This is a genomic window from Planococcus soli (assembly GCF_016881065.1).
Taxonomy (GTDB): Bacteria; Bacillota; Bacilli; order Bacillales_A; family Planococcaceae; genus Planococcus; species Planococcus soli.
Window position 1 is genome coordinate 403,771 of sequence record NZ_WXYN01000016.1, and the last position, 15,632, is coordinate 419,402.

The 15,632-nt window shown below is 47.8% G+C and carries 14 protein-coding genes; 10 read left to right on the forward strand and 4 right to left on the reverse strand.

Features of this window, described 5'->3' with window-relative positions:
• Window positions 1-137 precede the first annotated feature (137 nt).
• The 9 genes from GJB59_RS09705 (at window position 138) to GJB59_RS09745 (ending at window position 10,537) form a co-directional block, all read left to right on the forward strand.
• The gene (locus GJB59_RS09705; protein WP_142827064.1) at window positions 138-2,297 is read left to right on the forward strand and encodes a DNA topoisomerase III; all 2,160 of its coding nucleotides are present in this window, start codon (window positions 138-140) and stop codon (window positions 2,295-2,297) included.
• A gap of 47 nt (window positions 2,298-2,344) precedes the next feature.
• Window positions 2,345-2,836, forward strand: a complete 492-nt coding sequence (gene ybaK / locus GJB59_RS09710; RefSeq protein WP_142827065.1) for a Cys-tRNA(Pro) deacylase — start codon at window positions 2,345-2,347, stop codon at window positions 2,834-2,836.
• A gap of 66 nt (window positions 2,837-2,902) precedes the next feature.
• Window positions 2,903-3,544 carry a YczE/YyaS/YitT family protein gene (locus tag GJB59_RS09715; RefSeq protein WP_142827066.1) on the forward strand — a complete coding sequence of 214 codons (642 nt, stop codon included), beginning with the start codon at window positions 2,903-2,905 and terminating at the stop codon, window positions 3,542-3,544.
• 196 nt (window positions 3,545-3,740) lie between these two features.
• Window positions 3,741-4,376: a class I SAM-dependent DNA methyltransferase gene (locus GJB59_RS09720; RefSeq protein ID WP_142827067.1), complete on the forward strand. Its 636-nt coding sequence runs from the start codon at window positions 3,741-3,743 to the stop codon at window positions 4,374-4,376.
• A 12-nt stretch (window positions 4,377-4,388) separates the two neighbouring features.
• The gene (locus tag GJB59_RS09725) at window positions 4,389-4,862 is read left to right on the forward strand and encodes an S-ribosylhomocysteine lyase (RefSeq protein WP_142827068.1); all 474 of its coding nucleotides are present in this window, start codon (window positions 4,389-4,391) and stop codon (window positions 4,860-4,862) included.
• A gap of 11 nt (window positions 4,863-4,873) precedes the next feature.
• The gene (locus tag GJB59_RS09730) at window positions 4,874-5,809 is read left to right on the forward strand and encodes a PLP-dependent cysteine synthase family protein (protein WP_142827069.1); all 936 of its coding nucleotides are present in this window, start codon (window positions 4,874-4,876) and stop codon (window positions 5,807-5,809) included.
• Window positions 5,806-6,939, forward strand: a complete 1,134-nt coding sequence (locus tag GJB59_RS09735; protein WP_142827070.1) for a bifunctional cystathionine gamma-lyase/homocysteine desulfhydrase — start codon at window positions 5,806-5,808, stop codon at window positions 6,937-6,939. Before GJB59_RS09730 ends, GJB59_RS09735 begins: the two co-directional genes overlap by 4 nt.
• 206 nt (window positions 6,940-7,145) lie before the next feature.
• On the forward strand, window positions 7,146-9,254 hold the full coding sequence (locus GJB59_RS09740; RefSeq protein ID WP_142827071.1) for an immune inhibitor A domain-containing protein: 2,109 nt from the start codon (window positions 7,146-7,148) through the stop codon (window positions 9,252-9,254).
• A gap of 92 nt (window positions 9,255-9,346) precedes the next feature.
• Entirely contained in the window at window positions 9,347-10,537 is a 1,191-nt protein-coding gene (locus tag GJB59_RS09745; protein ID WP_142827072.1) for a glycine C-acetyltransferase, read from the forward strand.
• Between the two features lie 117 nt (window positions 10,538-10,654).
• Here the strand turns inward: GJB59_RS09745 and GJB59_RS09750 are convergent, their stop codons facing one another.
• On the reverse strand, window positions 10,655-11,839 hold the full coding sequence (locus tag GJB59_RS09750; protein ID WP_142827073.1) for a M20 metallopeptidase family protein: 1,185 nt from the start codon (window positions 11,837-11,839) through the stop codon (window positions 10,655-10,657).
• Window positions 11,840-11,939: 100 nt separating this feature from the next.
• On the opposite strand from GJB59_RS09750, the gene GJB59_RS09755 reads away from it, so the two are divergent.
• Entirely contained in the window at window positions 11,940-13,049 is a 1,110-nt protein-coding gene (locus GJB59_RS09755) for a mandelate racemase/muconate lactonizing enzyme family protein (protein ID WP_142827074.1), read from the forward strand.
• Window positions 13,050-13,093: 44 nt separating this feature from the next.
• Here GJB59_RS09755 and GJB59_RS09760 read toward each other — a convergent pair whose 3' ends face one another.
• The 3 genes from GJB59_RS09760 to GJB59_RS09770 are packed head-to-tail and all read right to left on the reverse strand — an operon-like array spanning window position 13,094 to window position 15,395.
• The gene (locus GJB59_RS09760) at window positions 13,094-13,843 is read right to left on the reverse strand and encodes an amino acid ABC transporter ATP-binding protein (RefSeq protein WP_142827075.1); all 750 of its coding nucleotides are present in this window, start codon (window positions 13,841-13,843) and stop codon (window positions 13,094-13,096) included.
• A gap of 36 nt (window positions 13,844-13,879) precedes the next feature.
• Window positions 13,880-14,581, reverse strand: a complete 702-nt coding sequence (locus tag GJB59_RS09765) for an amino acid ABC transporter permease (protein WP_142827076.1) — start codon at window positions 14,579-14,581, stop codon at window positions 13,880-13,882.
• Window positions 14,568-15,395 (reverse strand): amino acid ABC transporter substrate-binding protein, encoded by an 828-nt coding sequence (locus tag GJB59_RS09770; RefSeq protein WP_142827077.1) that lies wholly within the window; start codon window positions 15,393-15,395, stop codon window positions 14,568-14,570. The genes GJB59_RS09765 and GJB59_RS09770 overlap by 14 nt, the downstream gene beginning before the upstream one ends.
• Between the last annotated feature and the right edge of the window lie 237 nt (window positions 15,396-15,632).

Consider the following 15,632-nt stretch of genomic DNA (forward strand, 5'->3'; position numbering starts at 1 on the left):
GTTCCGTTAGATCTGAAATATGATCCGCAGGTGTGCAAATGCGTTCCATTGAACAAGAAATACGATTCTGATGCATCTTTTTCCTTTAAAATCAGAAAATGTTACAATAACCACATCAGAAATGAGGGTGAATTCAAATGAAATCAGTAGTTTTAGCAGAAAAGCCGTCCGTGGCGCGTGATATTGCGCGCGTTCTTGGGTGCGAACAAAAAGGAAACGGGTACCTGGAAGGCAAGCAGTATATCGTCACGTGGGCGCTTGGCCACTTGGTGACGCATGCGCAGCCGGAGCAATATGACAACGACTTCAAGGAATGGAAGATGGACACGCTGCCGATCATTCCAAAACCGTTCAAGCTCGTACCGATCAAGCAGTCGATGAAGCAGTTCAACGCCGTCAAGTCGCTCTTGCAGCGCGGCGATGTCAACGAAGTCATCATCGCGACAGATGCCGGGCGCGAAGGCGAACTTGTAGCGCGCTGGATTCTGGAGAAAACGAATACACGCAAGCCGGTGAAGCGGCTGTGGATTTCGTCGGTTACCGACAAAGCCATTAAAGACGGTTTCCAAAACCTGAAGGACGGCCGCGCTTACGAGAATTTATTCGAAGCAGCTGTGGCGCGTGCAGAAGCGGACTGGGTCGTCGGCATCAATGCGACGCGCGCGCTGACCGTCAAATACAATGCGCAATTGTCGACGGGCCGGGTGCAGACGCCGACGCTGGCAATGATTGCCGAACGTGAACAGCAAATCCGCAATTTTCAGCCGAAGCCGTATTACGGCATGCAAGCTGTCACAGACAAAGCCGCCTTCACCTGGACGGACGGCAACTCGACGCAATCCTTCGATAAGGACAAAATCGATCGCCTCTTCACAAAGCTCCAAAATACGCATGAAGGCACAGTGACGGATATCAAGATTACGCCAAAACGGCAGCCGGCACCGCCTTTATTCGACTTGACCGAACTGCAGAAAGAAGCCTACAAGCGCTATAGCTGGTCGGCGAAAGAGACGCTCAACACGCTGCAAAATTTATATGAACGCTACAAAATCGTCACCTATCCGCGGACCGACTCGAAGCATTTGACGAGCGATATGCGCGATACATTAAAAGACCGCGTCAAAGCCGTACAGATGGGGCCTTACCGCAGTCTGGCCGCAATAATTTTGAAAAATCCGGTGGCGCCGCAAAAAGGAGTCATCGACGACGCCAAAGTTTCCGATCACCACGCCATCATCCCGACGGAAGAAACGCCGCCGCTGCACGATTTGTCCGACAAAGAAATCAAACTATACGACATGATCGTCAAGCGCTTTCTTGCAGTATTCTATCCGCAGTATGAATATGATCAGACGACGGTCAAGCTGACTGCCGGCGGGGAAACTTTCCAGGCAAAAGGCAACACGATCCGCAATGAAGGCTGGAAACGAATCTACAAAGATGAAGACAATGACAACGATACGACGCTGCCGCCGTTTGAAAATGGCCAAAAGCTGACGATCAAAGGCATTGCCCTAACTGACGGCAAAACCAAGCCGCCCGCTTTCTTCAATGAAGGAACGCTGCTTGGCGCCATGGAAAATCCGGCGCAATTCATGAGCGGCGAATCCAAAGAACTGATCCAGACACTCGGTGAGACGGGCGGCCTTGGAACTGTTGCGACGCGCGCAGACGTCATCGATAAATTATTCAATACCTTCCTGATCGAGAAAAAAGGCAAGGATTTGACGATTACCTCAAAAGGCCGCCAGCTGCTGGAGCTTGTCCCGGAAGATTTGAAGTCGCCGAAGCTGACAGCCGACTGGGAACAGCAACTGACCAAAATCGCCAAAGGCCAAATGAAGAAAGAAGCATTTATGACAGAAATGATCGCCTTTGCCGAAAAGTCGGTGTCGGACATCAAAAAGAGCGACAAGAAATTCAAGCATGACAACATCACCGGCAAAATGTGCCCGGATTGCGGCAAACCGCTTCTTGAAGTCAACGGCAAACGCGGCAAGATGAACGTCTGCCAGGACCGCGACTGCGGCTACAAAAAGCAGGTAGCGATGCAGACCAACGCGCGCTGCCCGAACTGCCACAAAAAGCTTGAAATGCAAGGCGAAGGAGACGGCAAGATTTTCGTTTGCAAATGCGGGCACCGCGAAAAACTGTCTGCCTTTGAAAAACGCAAAAAATCCGGCCAGTCCAAAGCCAATAAAAAAGACGTCAATAAATACTTGAACCAGCAGGACGAGGCGCCGCAAAATACCGCGATGGCGGATGCGCTGAAAAAGCTATTGGGCCAAACCGAATAGGGTGGTATGCTGTGGAGAACAGAACTTCGAAGCAAGGAGAATTCGCCGTGGCTAAGAAAATTGCAAAAACCAATGCAGCACGCATGCTCGACAAAGAGAATGTTCCTTATGAATTGCTCAACTACAGCACGGAAGACGGCAAAGTGGATGGCGTTTCTGTTGCCGCCAAAATTGGCTTTTCTGCCGACCTTGTCTATAAAACATTGGTGGCGATTGGGGCGTCGAAACAGCCTTATGTTTTCGTCATCCCTGTTGCCCAAGAACTGGATTTGAAAAAAGCGGCAAAGGCGGCTGAAGAAAAGAAAATCGAGATGGCGCCGGTCAAAGACATCCTGGCACTGACAGGTTACGTTCGCGGCGGCTGTTCTCCGGTTGGAATGAAAAAACCGTTTCCGACTTTTGTTTCGTCTGAAGCTGAGCAGTTGCCTGAAATGATCGTTTCTGCCGGCAAAATCGGCATGCAGCTGAAACTGGCTCCGGCCAGGCTCGCAGCTGCTACAAATGGCCAATTTGCTGAGTTGACAGTGCCAAGTCAATAAAGCATCCATCCATTCTTTTTGAATGGGTGGATTTTTCATATCACAATAGAAGAAAGAAGGATTTGGATGAAGCGTTCGCTGTTTTACCGCTGGTTGTTTTTTATTGTCGGATTGGTTGTGCTGGCTCTTGGGTTTACCATGACCATCAAAGGAAGCAGGTTGGGCATTGGCCCATGGGATGTACTGCATGTCGGACTGTATTTGAATTTCGGTTTGACGATCGGAACCTGGTCTGTCATTGCTGGTTTTACGCTAATCGCTTGTACGGCTTTCTTCACACGGAAGATCCCGCAGGTTGGCACCTTTTTGAACATGCTGCTGGTTGGCATATTTATCGATATTTTTAATTTTCTCATTCCAGATATTCAGACGCTGGTCGGACAAATCCTGATTTTATCAGCTGGCATTGTCGTTTCGGGGTATGGCGTAGGCCTGTACGTATCGCCGAAAATCGGGGCAGGGCCGCGGGACAGCCTGATGATGCTGCTGGTCAATAAAACAGGGTTCAGCATCAGCGTGGTTCGGGCAGGCATCGAAGTGGGTGTTGCGTTGCTCGGTTGGCTGCTCGGTGGACCGGTAGGCGTCGGAACCATTGCGGTCGCCTTGCTGACGGGCAGAATTGTCCAAGTTTCCTTGCCGCAATTTGAAAAGCTGCTGGTGACGCTCATCGGCAAAAAAGAAGAGGTTCCACCTATTCTCAAAATTTGAATGGTGAATCTAAGGGCTAAGCGAAGCAGGAAGGCAGGTGTTCTTTGCCAGGCGTCCTGCAGAGCAAAGTCAAAAGTCGTAAAAAACATGAATTCAGACACCAAACGCTATAGTTGAAACCTCCATTCTGATATGTTATAAATAAAACCGAGTAACTCTATTGGTTTTATTGAATATAAACAAAAGGAGCATTTTTATGGGAAGAGAATTTGTGGGAATATTTGATGAGTGGGTTCATACGTATGACGATTCAGTGAGTGGAAAAGACGAGGAGTACAGGGATGTATTCGTAAAATATAATGAGATTCTGCAGGCAGTAGCCGATGGAGCAATTGGACCGGTTGTAGAGTTTGGTGTCGGAACCGGCAATTTGACCGAAAAACTTTTGGCCAAAGGGCTGGAAGTGGTAGGGGTTGAACCAAACAAATCAATGCGGGAAGCAACAGCAGAAAAAATTGCTGATTTAAAAGTTATCGATGGAGATTTTTTAGAATTTAAGACAAAGATCAAACCGCAAAGCTTTGTCAGCTCATACGCGTTCCATCACTTGACGGACGCCGAAAAAGCACAAGCTTTCAAAATTTACGCGGAGCAATTGCCGGCAGGCGGAAAAGTGGTTTTTGCGGATACCTTGTTTGCTTCAGAGAGCGCTAAAAAGGAAATCATTGCATTTGAACAAACAAGAGGTCATGCTAATCTAGTAGAGGACTTGAACCGTGAATATTACACGACGGTTCCTGTCATGGAAAAACTGGCCACTGATGCAGGGTTTACGGTAAAATTGTCGAAGATGAACAATTACGTATTTCTGATTGACGCAACTAAAAAATAAGGAGCGATTTAGATGAAAAAAATGAATGTTGAAAGCTTTAACTTGGACCACACAAAAGTAGTAGCGCCGTATGTACGTCTGGCAGGAGAAAAAACTGGAGCCAAAGGCGATACGATCCGCAAATACGATATCCGTTTCAAGCAGCCGAACAAAGAACACATGGATATGCCTGGGCTTCATTCGCTTGAGCATATGATGGCTGAACATAGCCGCAACCATTCGGAAGACATTGTCGACATTGGGCCGATGGGCTGCCAAACTGGCTTCTACTTGTCTGTCATCAACCACGACGATTATGATGATGTTCTCCGCATTTTGGAAAACACATTAAAAGATGTCATCGAAGCAGATGAAGTGCCGGCCTGCAATGAAGTGCAATGCGGTTGGGCTGCAAGCCATAGCCTTGAAGGGGCAAAAGAGTTAGCACGTGAAATGCTGGCGAAAAAAGACCAATGGCGCCAAGTTTTCGCAGATGAAGCGATCTAAGGAGAATAACGATGAAATATGTTACTGAGATTCAGCAGTTGATCGGCAACACGCCGCTGTTGGAATTGACACACAGCGAAATTCCGAACGGCTGCCGCATTTTTGCCAAGCTGGAGTATTTTAATCCAGGGGGAAGCGTCAAAGACCGTTTGGGTGTGTCGCTGATAGAAGATGCAGAAGAGCGCGGGTTGCTCCAACCGGGCGGGACGATGATTGAGCCGACTGCCGGCAATACCGGCATCGGGCTTGCCATCGCCGCGATCGGCAAAGGCTACCACGTGAAATTTATCGTGCCGGAAAAGTTCAGCCAGGAAAAGCAGAGCTTGATGCGTGCACTAGGAGCAGAAGTCATCAATACGCCGACCGAAAAAGGCATCAAAGGCGCAATTGCCAAAGCCAAAGAATTGGTGGAAGCGGAAGGGGCATTTTCTCCTTCTCAATTTTCCAATCCCGCAAATCCGGAAACTTATGTCCGGACACTTGGACCCGAAGTATGGGAAGCGCTTGATGGCAAGATTGACATCTTTGTTGCGGGAGCAGGATCCGGCGGCACTTTTATGGGCACAGCACGTTATTTGAAATCCAAAAACGAAGTCATCAAAACAGTCATTGTGGAACCGGAAGGATCGATCTTAAACGGCGGTCCATCAGGGCCACACTTGACGGAAGGCATCGGCATGGAGTTTTTGCCGGATTATATGGATGACCGCTATTTTGAAGCCATCCACACCATTCTGGATAAAGAAGCGTTCATGGCCGTCCGCGAGCTGGCGAAAAACGAAGGTTTATTAGTGGGAAGCTCTTCAGGCGCCGCTTTTGTGGCAGCGCTGCGGGAAGCGGAAGTTGCGAAAACGGGAAGCCATATTGTGACTGTGTTTGCAGACTCGAGCGAACGGTATATGAGCCAAAATATTTATGGCAGAAGTTTTGAGGAGGATCAGCAATGAAACCAAAAACAAGATTAATCCACGGCGGCATCGTTGGAGATGAAGCAACAGGCGCCGTATCCACACCGATTTATCAAGTCAGCACCTACAAGCAGGAAGCGGTCGGCAAGTTTAAAGGCTACGAATATTCACGGACGGGAAATCCGACCCGCCATGCACTCGAGGAATTGATTGCAGATGTGGAATTCGGCCACGCCGGCTTTGCGTTCGGCTCAGGAATGGCCGCTATTTCGTCAGTGATGATGATGTTTTCAGCGGGAGACCATGTTGTTCTGACAGATGATGTCTACGGCGGAACGTACCGTGTCATCAATAAAGTGTTGAACCGTTTCGGTTTGGAATTCACTTTTGTCGACACGGGGAATTTAGCGGAAGTGGAAGCGGCAGTCAAAGAAAACACAAAAGCGATTTTCATTGAAACGCCGACCAACCCACTGTTGAAAGTGACGGATATCGAAGCAGTCGCAGCCTTCGCGAAATCGAAAGGCTTGCTGACGATTGTCGACAACACGTTCATGACGCCTTATCTGCAGAACCCGATTGCTTTGGGCGCTGATATCGTCGTCCACAGTGCGACAAAATACATCGGCGGGCACAGCGATGTTGTCGCCGGACTGGTAATTGTCAATTCAGCAGAACTTGCTGAAGAAGTCCATTTTGTCCAAAATTCCATCGGCGCCATTTTAGGGCCGCAGGATTCCTGGCTGCTTATTCGTGGGCTGAAAACATTGGGCTTGCGTATGGAAGAAGCCAATTCCAATGCACAGAAAATAGCTGAGTTTCTGGAAGCGCATGAAGCGGTTGGCAAGGTTATTTATCCGGGGCTTGAAAGCCATCCAGGACGCGAATTAATGCAGAAACAGGCGACTGGTTTTGGCGGCATGATTTCGTTTGATGTAGGCAGCCGGGAAAAAGCCGGTGAACTATTGGCCAAGCTGAAATACTTCACGTTGGCTGAAAGCCTGGGTGCTGTTGAAAGCTTGATTTCCGTGCCGGCACAAATGACGCATGCTTCGATTCCAATCGAACGCCGTGGAGAGCTTGGAATTGTCGAAGGTCTTGTCCGCATTTCAGTCGGTATAGAAGATGTGGAAGATTTGATAGAAGATCTGGAAAATGCATTAAAATAAGTGACTAACCGCCTATGCCAGGCGGTTTCTTCTTTTTCTCTTTTCCTTTTCCAAATCTTTTTAACTAACGGCAAGCCAGAAATATAACTCTAACCGCCTGTAATTTCGTGACTCGAAATATATCTTCTTCCCTATTCTTCGGACTATTCTGACATGGTAAGATTTCCAAAGAAATAATATTCTGACAGTTTGGAAGGAGATGCAACATGAAGAACAGCAAATGGGTATCGATTTTATCGGCTAGTGCGTTAACCCTGTCTTTATTCGCGCCAGCAGCTGCAGCGGCACCAACCGAGGCAGTACCAACAGCGAATGACTGGAACAGTGAAAGGTACGGGGACCGGATCGATATCGATCAAAGCCTGAATGAGTTGACGCAAGATGCAAATTTCAAAAAAGAAGCGGATAAAAAGATTAAAGCGCAGGCTGATGAAGTGGCTGACGGAACGACTGATGCACTAGCTGATGATCCATTTACATATGATGGCGGAACCAAACTGTTCTTGGACCGCAATTTAAGTTTTAAAGAATTTACACTGCGCAGTGTTGGGGACAATGTGGAAATTTGGGTTGCCAAAGACTTGGCATACGGACCGGACAACCCGAAACCGGCTGATGTGGTGACACAGGCTCAGGTGGATAAATTGAAATCTGAATTCGACAGCAACATCTATCCGGTTGCGACTGATTTCTTCGGAACGCCAGATGTATTGGATGGCACCGGTTCGCCGCTTCCTGAAATGGTTGGTCTTCCTGAAGGCTATTACGAAGGATCCGATAAAGTCATCATGCTGGTTGATAACGTTCAGGATGAAGGCTGGAACAACCCGAGCTATCCATTTTTTGTTGCCGGTTTCTTTTGGCAGACACTTGAAAATTACACAGACCGCAACATCATCACAATCGACACAAATTCATGGGAAACACGTCTTGAAAATACGTTTTTTGCAACGACAATCCATGAATTGCAGCACTTGATCCAAGCGGATAACGATGGGTCTGAAGAAACTTGGTTAAATGAAGGCATGTCAACATTCTCTGAGTTTCTTGGCGGCTATGGCCACGGTGAAGGATCGATCAACTTCTATTTGGATCATCCGGAAAACTCGCTGGTAAACTGGGATGAACATGGTACGGCAGCAACTGGACCTGAAACAATTGCAGATTATGGGCAGGTCTACTTGTTCACTTTGTATATGTACGACAAGTTTGGCCAGGAATTCATTCGTGAGCTGGCGACAGACGGCGACAGCCAGGGAATGGCCAGCGTTAACAAAGTGCTGCAAGACTATGGAACCAATAAGACATTCACTGAAGTTTATCAAAACTTCATGACGGCTTTAACTTTGGATAATTCAGACGTCAGCAGTGATTACAACATCGACAGCATCGACTTGCGCAGTCTGCCGGTTGGCACGTCAGGTGAAGTACGAGGCAAAACCGTAGACTTTGAAAAAGCGAAGACTTTCGAAAAAGAAGGCGTTCCGGCATGGGGCGGTGACTTTAAAGAATTCAACTTTGGCAAAGATGTTCGCGGGTTGGAATTTGACGGTGTCGATTTTCTTCCACTGCAATGGGAGACTGCTGCAAATCCATTAGATGCTTCTGAACAAGTATTGCACGCCAACAACGGCGACGAAGCGGACCAGGCATTGATTTTTGGAGCAACGGTTCCGACTGATAACCCGGAGCTGGCGTTCGACCATTATTACGATATTGAAGAAGGCTGGGATTATGCCGTAGTTCAGGTTTCCACTGACAATGGCGAAACATGGACTTCTCTTGAAAATGACAACACGCGCAGTGATGTCGTGGAAGAGGGTTACCCGACAATCAAGGAAAATGTGCCAGGTTTCACTGGCCACAAATTGGATTGGTCTACAGAAACATTTGATCTTTCAGCGTATGCTGGGCAAGACGTATTGGTGTCATTCCGGAACTTGACCGATTGGGGCTATAACGATACTGGATGGTTCATCAAAAACGTTCAATTGGGTGATTTCTCGGCTGACGGATCTTCAACAGAGGCTTTCCAGTCATTGGGCCAATTGAAAGGCGACTATGTAAACTTCACCACAACATTTATCCAAACGAAGAAAAACGGCAAGGAACGCGTCTTCCATATCGATCCTTATAACGTAACGGAAAAAGAGGCGCTTGATTTGCAACAGGTGCTTCGTGAAGGCAATGTCAAAATGATCACTTCCTATGCTGCTGAAGAAGGTCAGCGTGAAGCGAAAGAATTCACGTATGAAGTAATCTATAAGCAGGACAACCCAAACAAGGGCAAAAGCAATAACAAAGGCAAAAAATAAGTTGAAAGCGGACCTCGGTCCGCTTTTTCTTTTGGAAAAAATGGCCTTATGTTAAGATGGATAAAGAATTTCGTTTTGAAAGGAAGAGGACATTGTCAAAAAAACTAGATGCATTTTTAGATGAGAACTTAACAGAGTTAAAAGAACAAGGTCTTTACAATGAAATTGATCCGGTTGAAGGACCGAATGGCGCGATCATCAAAGTCCGCGGCAAAGAATTAATCAATTTATCTTCGAACAACTACTTGGGGCTTGCGACCAATGAAGACTTGAAGCAAGTGGCAAAAGATGCCATCGATAAATACGGAGTCGGCGCAGGGGCGGTCCGGACAATCAATGGGACACTTGATCTGCACGTGAAATTGGAAGAAAAGCTGGCCGAGTTTAAAGGAACAGAAGCGGCCATCTCCTACCAGTCTGGATTTAACTGCAACATGGCAGCGATTTCGGCTGTAATGGACAAGAACGATGCCATTCTGTCCGATCAATTAAATCATGCATCGATCATTGATGGCTGCCGCTTATCAAAAGCGAAAATCATCGCGTTCAAACACTCTGATATGGAAGACTTGCGCCTGAAAGCAAAAGAAGCGACAGAATCAGGCCTTTACAATAAAGTCATGGTTATCACAGACGGTGTTTTCTCGATGGATGGCGATATTGCCAAGCTTCCGGAAATCGTGGAAATCGCGAAAGAATTCGACTTGATTACGTATGTGGATGACGCACACGGTTCAGGCGTTACTGGAAAAGGGAAGGGAACCGTGAAGCATTTCGGTCTTGAAAAAGAGATCGACATGCAAATGGGGACCTTGTCTAAAGCAGTCGGCGTGGTCGGCGGTTATGTAGCCGGCAAGAAAAACCTCATCGATTGGCTGAAAGTCCGTTCACGTCCATTCCTATTCTCGACAGCGGTAACTCCAGGCGATGTTGCGGCAATCACTGCAGCGGTCCAAATGATCATCGACTCAACAGAACTACATGATAAGTTGTGGGACAATGGCGATTACTTGAAAAAAGGCCTCGATGTCCTAGGCTTCGATATCGGCCATTCCGAAACGCCAATCACGCCTTGCATCATCGGCGACGAAAAGCTGACGCAGGAATTTTCCAAGCGTTTGTTCGAGGAAGGCGTTTATGCCAAATCGATCGTCTTCCCGACTGTTCCAAAAGGCACTGGACGCGTCCGCAACATGCCGACAGCTGCCCACACAAAAGAAATGTTAGATGAAGCCATTGCAACGTACGAAAAAGTAGGCAAAGAATTGGGCGTTATCAAGTAATAGACGAAAACACGCCGGGCACATGCTGCCCGGCGTGTTTTTATTTTCAAATATAAACTGTACAGTCCCAATGTGGTGATATACAGTCCAAACGGAGAAAATACTGTCTAAACTCCGTCAAATACTATCCTCAGCCAATCCTTGCGCCTCAAAGTAAATCGCGGCGAACATTTTTGCTGTCACCAGCATCGCGGTTTCATTAAAATCGAAGTTTTCGTGATGATGCGGGTAAACGGCATCACCGTCTTCCATTTTGGCTCCGACAAAAAAGTAGGCACCGGGTTTTGCCTGTGTAAAATAAGTGAAATCCTCGACTGGCATGACCGGATCGATTTCCACGACGTTTTCTTCACCCAACACCCTGCTTCCTGCACTGCGGACATGATCGGCTTCTGCCGGATGGTTCCAGAGCGCATCATAGCCGCTTTCAATAAACACCTCAGCAGTGGCCCCCATAGCGATAGCGACATTCTCCACAATCGTACGAAGACGCTGGCTGGCAAGTTTGCGCAGCTCGGGATCAAATACGCGGATCGTACCTTCGAGCACAGCTTTGCCGGGAATAACATTGTCGGCGTCACCCGCATAGAACTTGCCGATCGAGACGACCAATTCCTTCAAAGGGTCCGCATTGCGGCTAACGATCGATTGCAGCGCGATCATAATGTGGCTGGCGGCCAAGATCGGATCGACGCCGTTATGCGGCTCTGCACCATGAGCTCCAGAACCGTGGATGATGATTTTAATGGTATCCTCAGAAGCTTGCAAAAAGCCGTCACGCAAATAAATGCGGCCGCTGTCCATTTTGCTTTGCAGGTGAGCGCCGTAAACAACGTCAACTCCGTCCAGACAGCCGTCCGTGATCATGGCACGCGCACCACCAGGCGACAACTCTTCGCCGAATTGGTGGATCAGCACAATGCTGCCCGGCAATTCGTCCTGAATGGCCATCATGGCTTTGGCGAAGCCCAGCAAAGCGGCAGTATGGCCGTCGTGGCCGCATGCATGCATGACGCCGGGCACAGTGGATTTATAGGGGACATCTTTTTGGTCGTCAATCGGCAAAGCATCGAAATCTGCACGAAACGCGATCGTCTTGCCGGGCTTGCCGCCACGGATTGTCCCAACAACTCCGCGTCCGCCAACTCCACGGCGAACATCCACGCCCATCTCTTCCAGTCGATCTGCAATAAAAGCAGGAGTATCCACTTCTTGATGCGACAGCTCGGGATGCATATGCAAATGCCTTCTTGTGTCCACCATTTCTTTGTACAGCGATTCAATGTGCTGGGTTATTGTCATCTCTTAAAACTCCTTTGGCTATAAAAATATAATATCAATCAGTCCTAAAATTCACTATAGTAGAAGTATACAGGAAGTTAAATCCATTGGAGGCTGTCAAATGAAAATCACAAAAGCGTCATTGCATGCGGTGCGGTTTCCCCTCAACGAGCCGTTCATCGTTTCCTATGCAACTTATCCGGATATGCCGGCATTGATCGTTATACTGGAAACTGATACGGGTTTGATCGGCTACGGGGAAGCGGTGCCGGATGAGCATGTGACAGGAGAATATTTTACATCAGCATTTGAAATACTGAAGGAATTGTTCCTGCCAGCCGTGATCGGAATGAGTCCGTTCGACATTGAAGCCATCCATTCAAAAATGCAGGGCATGATGGCAGGAAACTCAGCAGCTAAAGCCGCTGTGGATATCGCTTGCTACGACTTGATGGGCAAAGCGGTGGGCCAGCCAGTCTACAACTTGATTGGGGGACAAGCGACCACACACTTGGATTATCCGAGGGTTCTCAGCATCGAAGCGCCTGACGTCATGGCAGCGAAAGCAAAAAGCGCAGTTGAAATGGGCTATGCTTCTTTAAAACTAAAAGTGGGCAAAGGGCAGGCGCAGGAAGATGTGGACCGGATTTTAGCGGTTCGCGAAGCAGTTGGCAGAGATATGCCAATACGTGTGGATGTCAATCAAGGATGGAAAACTCCGGGCATTGCCGTGGCAGCGATCAAACAGCTCGAAGGGGCAAACATTGCCTGGATCGAGCAGCCGATTCGGATGGGCGATATCCGTGGACTGGCTGAGGTTCGTTCGAAAACAGCGGTTCCGATCATGGCTGACGAAAGCATTCAGTCAATGGAAGACCTGCTGGAAATTATCCGGCTGCAGGCGGCCGATGTCATCAACATCAAGCTGATGAAATGCGCAGGCATTTTCCACGCCACGCAAATGGCAAAAACCGCCGAAGCAGCAGGCATGCTATGCCAAATCGGCTCCATGGTGGAATCATCCGTCGGTTCAGCTGCCGGCTACCATGTGGCGATGTCGCGCATCAATATCGAAAGCACAGAACTCACAGGTCCTTTGCTGTTCAGCGAAGAAATCGGCGATTTAGACTACCAGCACCCTTACGTATTGTTATCGGGCAAACCCGGCCTTGGTGTAGAAGTCGACCAAGCGCAATTGGAGAAATTAACCGTTCTACAGTGGAATAGTTAAATATAACAAAAAAACTCGCGAACCCCACAAGGGCCGCGAGTTTTTTAGATGATATCTGTTTTCTGGATCAAATTCAAAAAGCGTTGGGTCCGTTCTTCTTTCGGGTGATTGAAAATGTCCTCAGGCTTGCCGCGTTCGATGATGCGTCCTTCGTCCATGAACAGCACTTCGTCTGCAACGCCTTTGGCAAAGCGCATTTCGTGGGTCACCACGACCATCGTCATGCCTTCAGCTGCAAGATCTTTCATGACCTGCAGCACTTCGCCGACTAGCTCAGGGTCGAGGGCAGACGTCGGTTCATCGAACAGCATGACTTTTGGTTCGAGTGCCAGCGCACGAGCGATGCCGACACGCTGCTGTTGGCCACCGCTCAACTGGAACGGATATTCATTGATCTTTTCGCCGAGCCCGACTTTCGTCAGCAGCTGCTCGGCTTTTTTTCTGGCCAGTTTTTTATCCTGTTTTTGGACCGTGATGGGACCTTCCATGACGTTTTCAAGAGCTGTCATGTGAGGAAACAGGTTGTAATGCTGAAAGACCATTGCCGACTGCTTGCGAAAAGCCATGATCTGCTTTTTCGACAACGATTTGGAAAAGTCGACGGTTTGCTCGTCAATTGTTACGGAACCGGAAGTCGGTGTCTCCAATGTATTGAGGCAGCGCAAGAACGTCGTTTTACCGGAACCGGAGGGACCAATGACCACGATAGCTTGCCCTTTTTGGACATCTGCGTCGATGCCTTTCAGTACTTCAAGATCGCCGAACTTTTTGTGCAAATTTTTGATTGAAATCATATTGGACTCCTTACTGCAATCAGTGAACTGCTTTTATTATCTGGAAACGTAGCGGTCAAAGCGATTTTCAAGCCTTCCTTGAATAAGTGACAAGGCAAAGCAGATGACCCAGTAAAGCAAGGCCGCTTGTCCGTATAACAGCAGGAACTCGTAATTGGTCGCGGCGATTTGCTGGGCGACTCTGAACATCTCGGTAACCAGAATAAGAGATGCAAGCGACGTATCTTTAATTAAGCTGATGAATGTATTCGAAAGGGGAGGCAGAGAAACACGTGATGCCTGCGGCAAAATGACGCGCCGCAAAGATTGTGTGTAAGACATGCCGATCGTATCTGCTGCTTCCCATTGGCCTTTTGGAATCGATAGAATGGCTGCCCGGATCACTTCGGAAGCATAAGCTCCGACGTTCAACGAAAAGCCGATGACTGCCGCTGGGAAAGGATCGATTGTAATCCCAAGTGTCGGCAATCCATAAAACAGGATGAACAATTGAACCAATAAAGGCGTACCCCGGATGATAGAAACATAAATCCGGGCGATGATCTGGAAAATCTTAACCGTTGAAATCCGCGCCAAGGCTGTTAAAATCGCCAACACCAATCCGAAAATAAAGGAAATGATCGATAGAGGCAAAGTGAATTGAATCGTTGCCTCGATTAATGGAAGAAATGAGGATTGCGCAATATCCACAAGCCGTTCCATTCTGACCGGATCCGAGAAAATACTATTCAAGTACATTTTCACCAAACCATTTTTCTGAAATTTCGTCGTATGTGCCGTCTTCGATCATGTCAGCCAAAGCCTGATTGACTTCATCCACGATTGCGCCGCTGTCCTGTCTGAACAACAATCCGCTTTGTGCAGCATCTTCAGACTCGTCGACAACTTTCACTTGTGCGTCCGGACGCTGGTTCAGGAAATCCAAAACTGTTAAGTTATCGTTCACTGTCGCGTCAACGCGTCCAGAGTTCAATAATTCGATTGCTTGGTTGAATCCTTCGACGCCTTCAAGTTCAGCACCAAATGAAGTTGCTGTTTCAGCATAATTGCTTGTCAAAGACTGCGCAGATAATTTGCCTTCCAAATCTTCAAAGCTTTGAATTTCAGTGTCGTCTTCTGCGACTACCAATACTGCAGTAGAAGTGATGTATGGATCTGAAAACTCGTAGCTTTCCTGACGTTCCGGATTGATCCCGACCTGGTTGGCAACCATGTCAAAACGGGAAGCATCCAATCCTGCAAACATTGCGTCCCACTGTGTTTCAAGGAATTCTGCTTCGACGCCAAGGCGATCTGCCACTTCACGTGCAATTTCCACATCAAAGCCAGTCAGTTCGCCAGACTCATCATGAAATGTGAAAGGAGGGTATGTGCCTTCCGTACCGATAACCAATGTTCCCTCTTCCTGAACTTGAGCCAGTAGGTCTTCTGCAGCTCCGCCGTTTTCAGCTGCATCGTCCGTGGTTGGATCTTCTTCAGTAGACCCTCCGCCGCAAGCTACCAATACCAGCATTGCCACTAATAATAAAAATGCCAAACTAAATTTCTTCATAAAAATTCTCCTCTATTCTTTTTAGTTTTGTGTTTCGTGATTCCGCTGGGACTGTAGATAATCCTTTAGTTGGTTCCATAAATAATGCGTACAAATAATAAAGCCGGTTTCACCAACTGGAATAGTTGGTTTAAAAATAAAAAAAAGGAATATTTATTTTTCAATCCATCGGAATCCTGAAGCTGATTTATTATAGCACGCCTTTAATCCAGTCTCAAATGAAGCGAACGCAAAAAA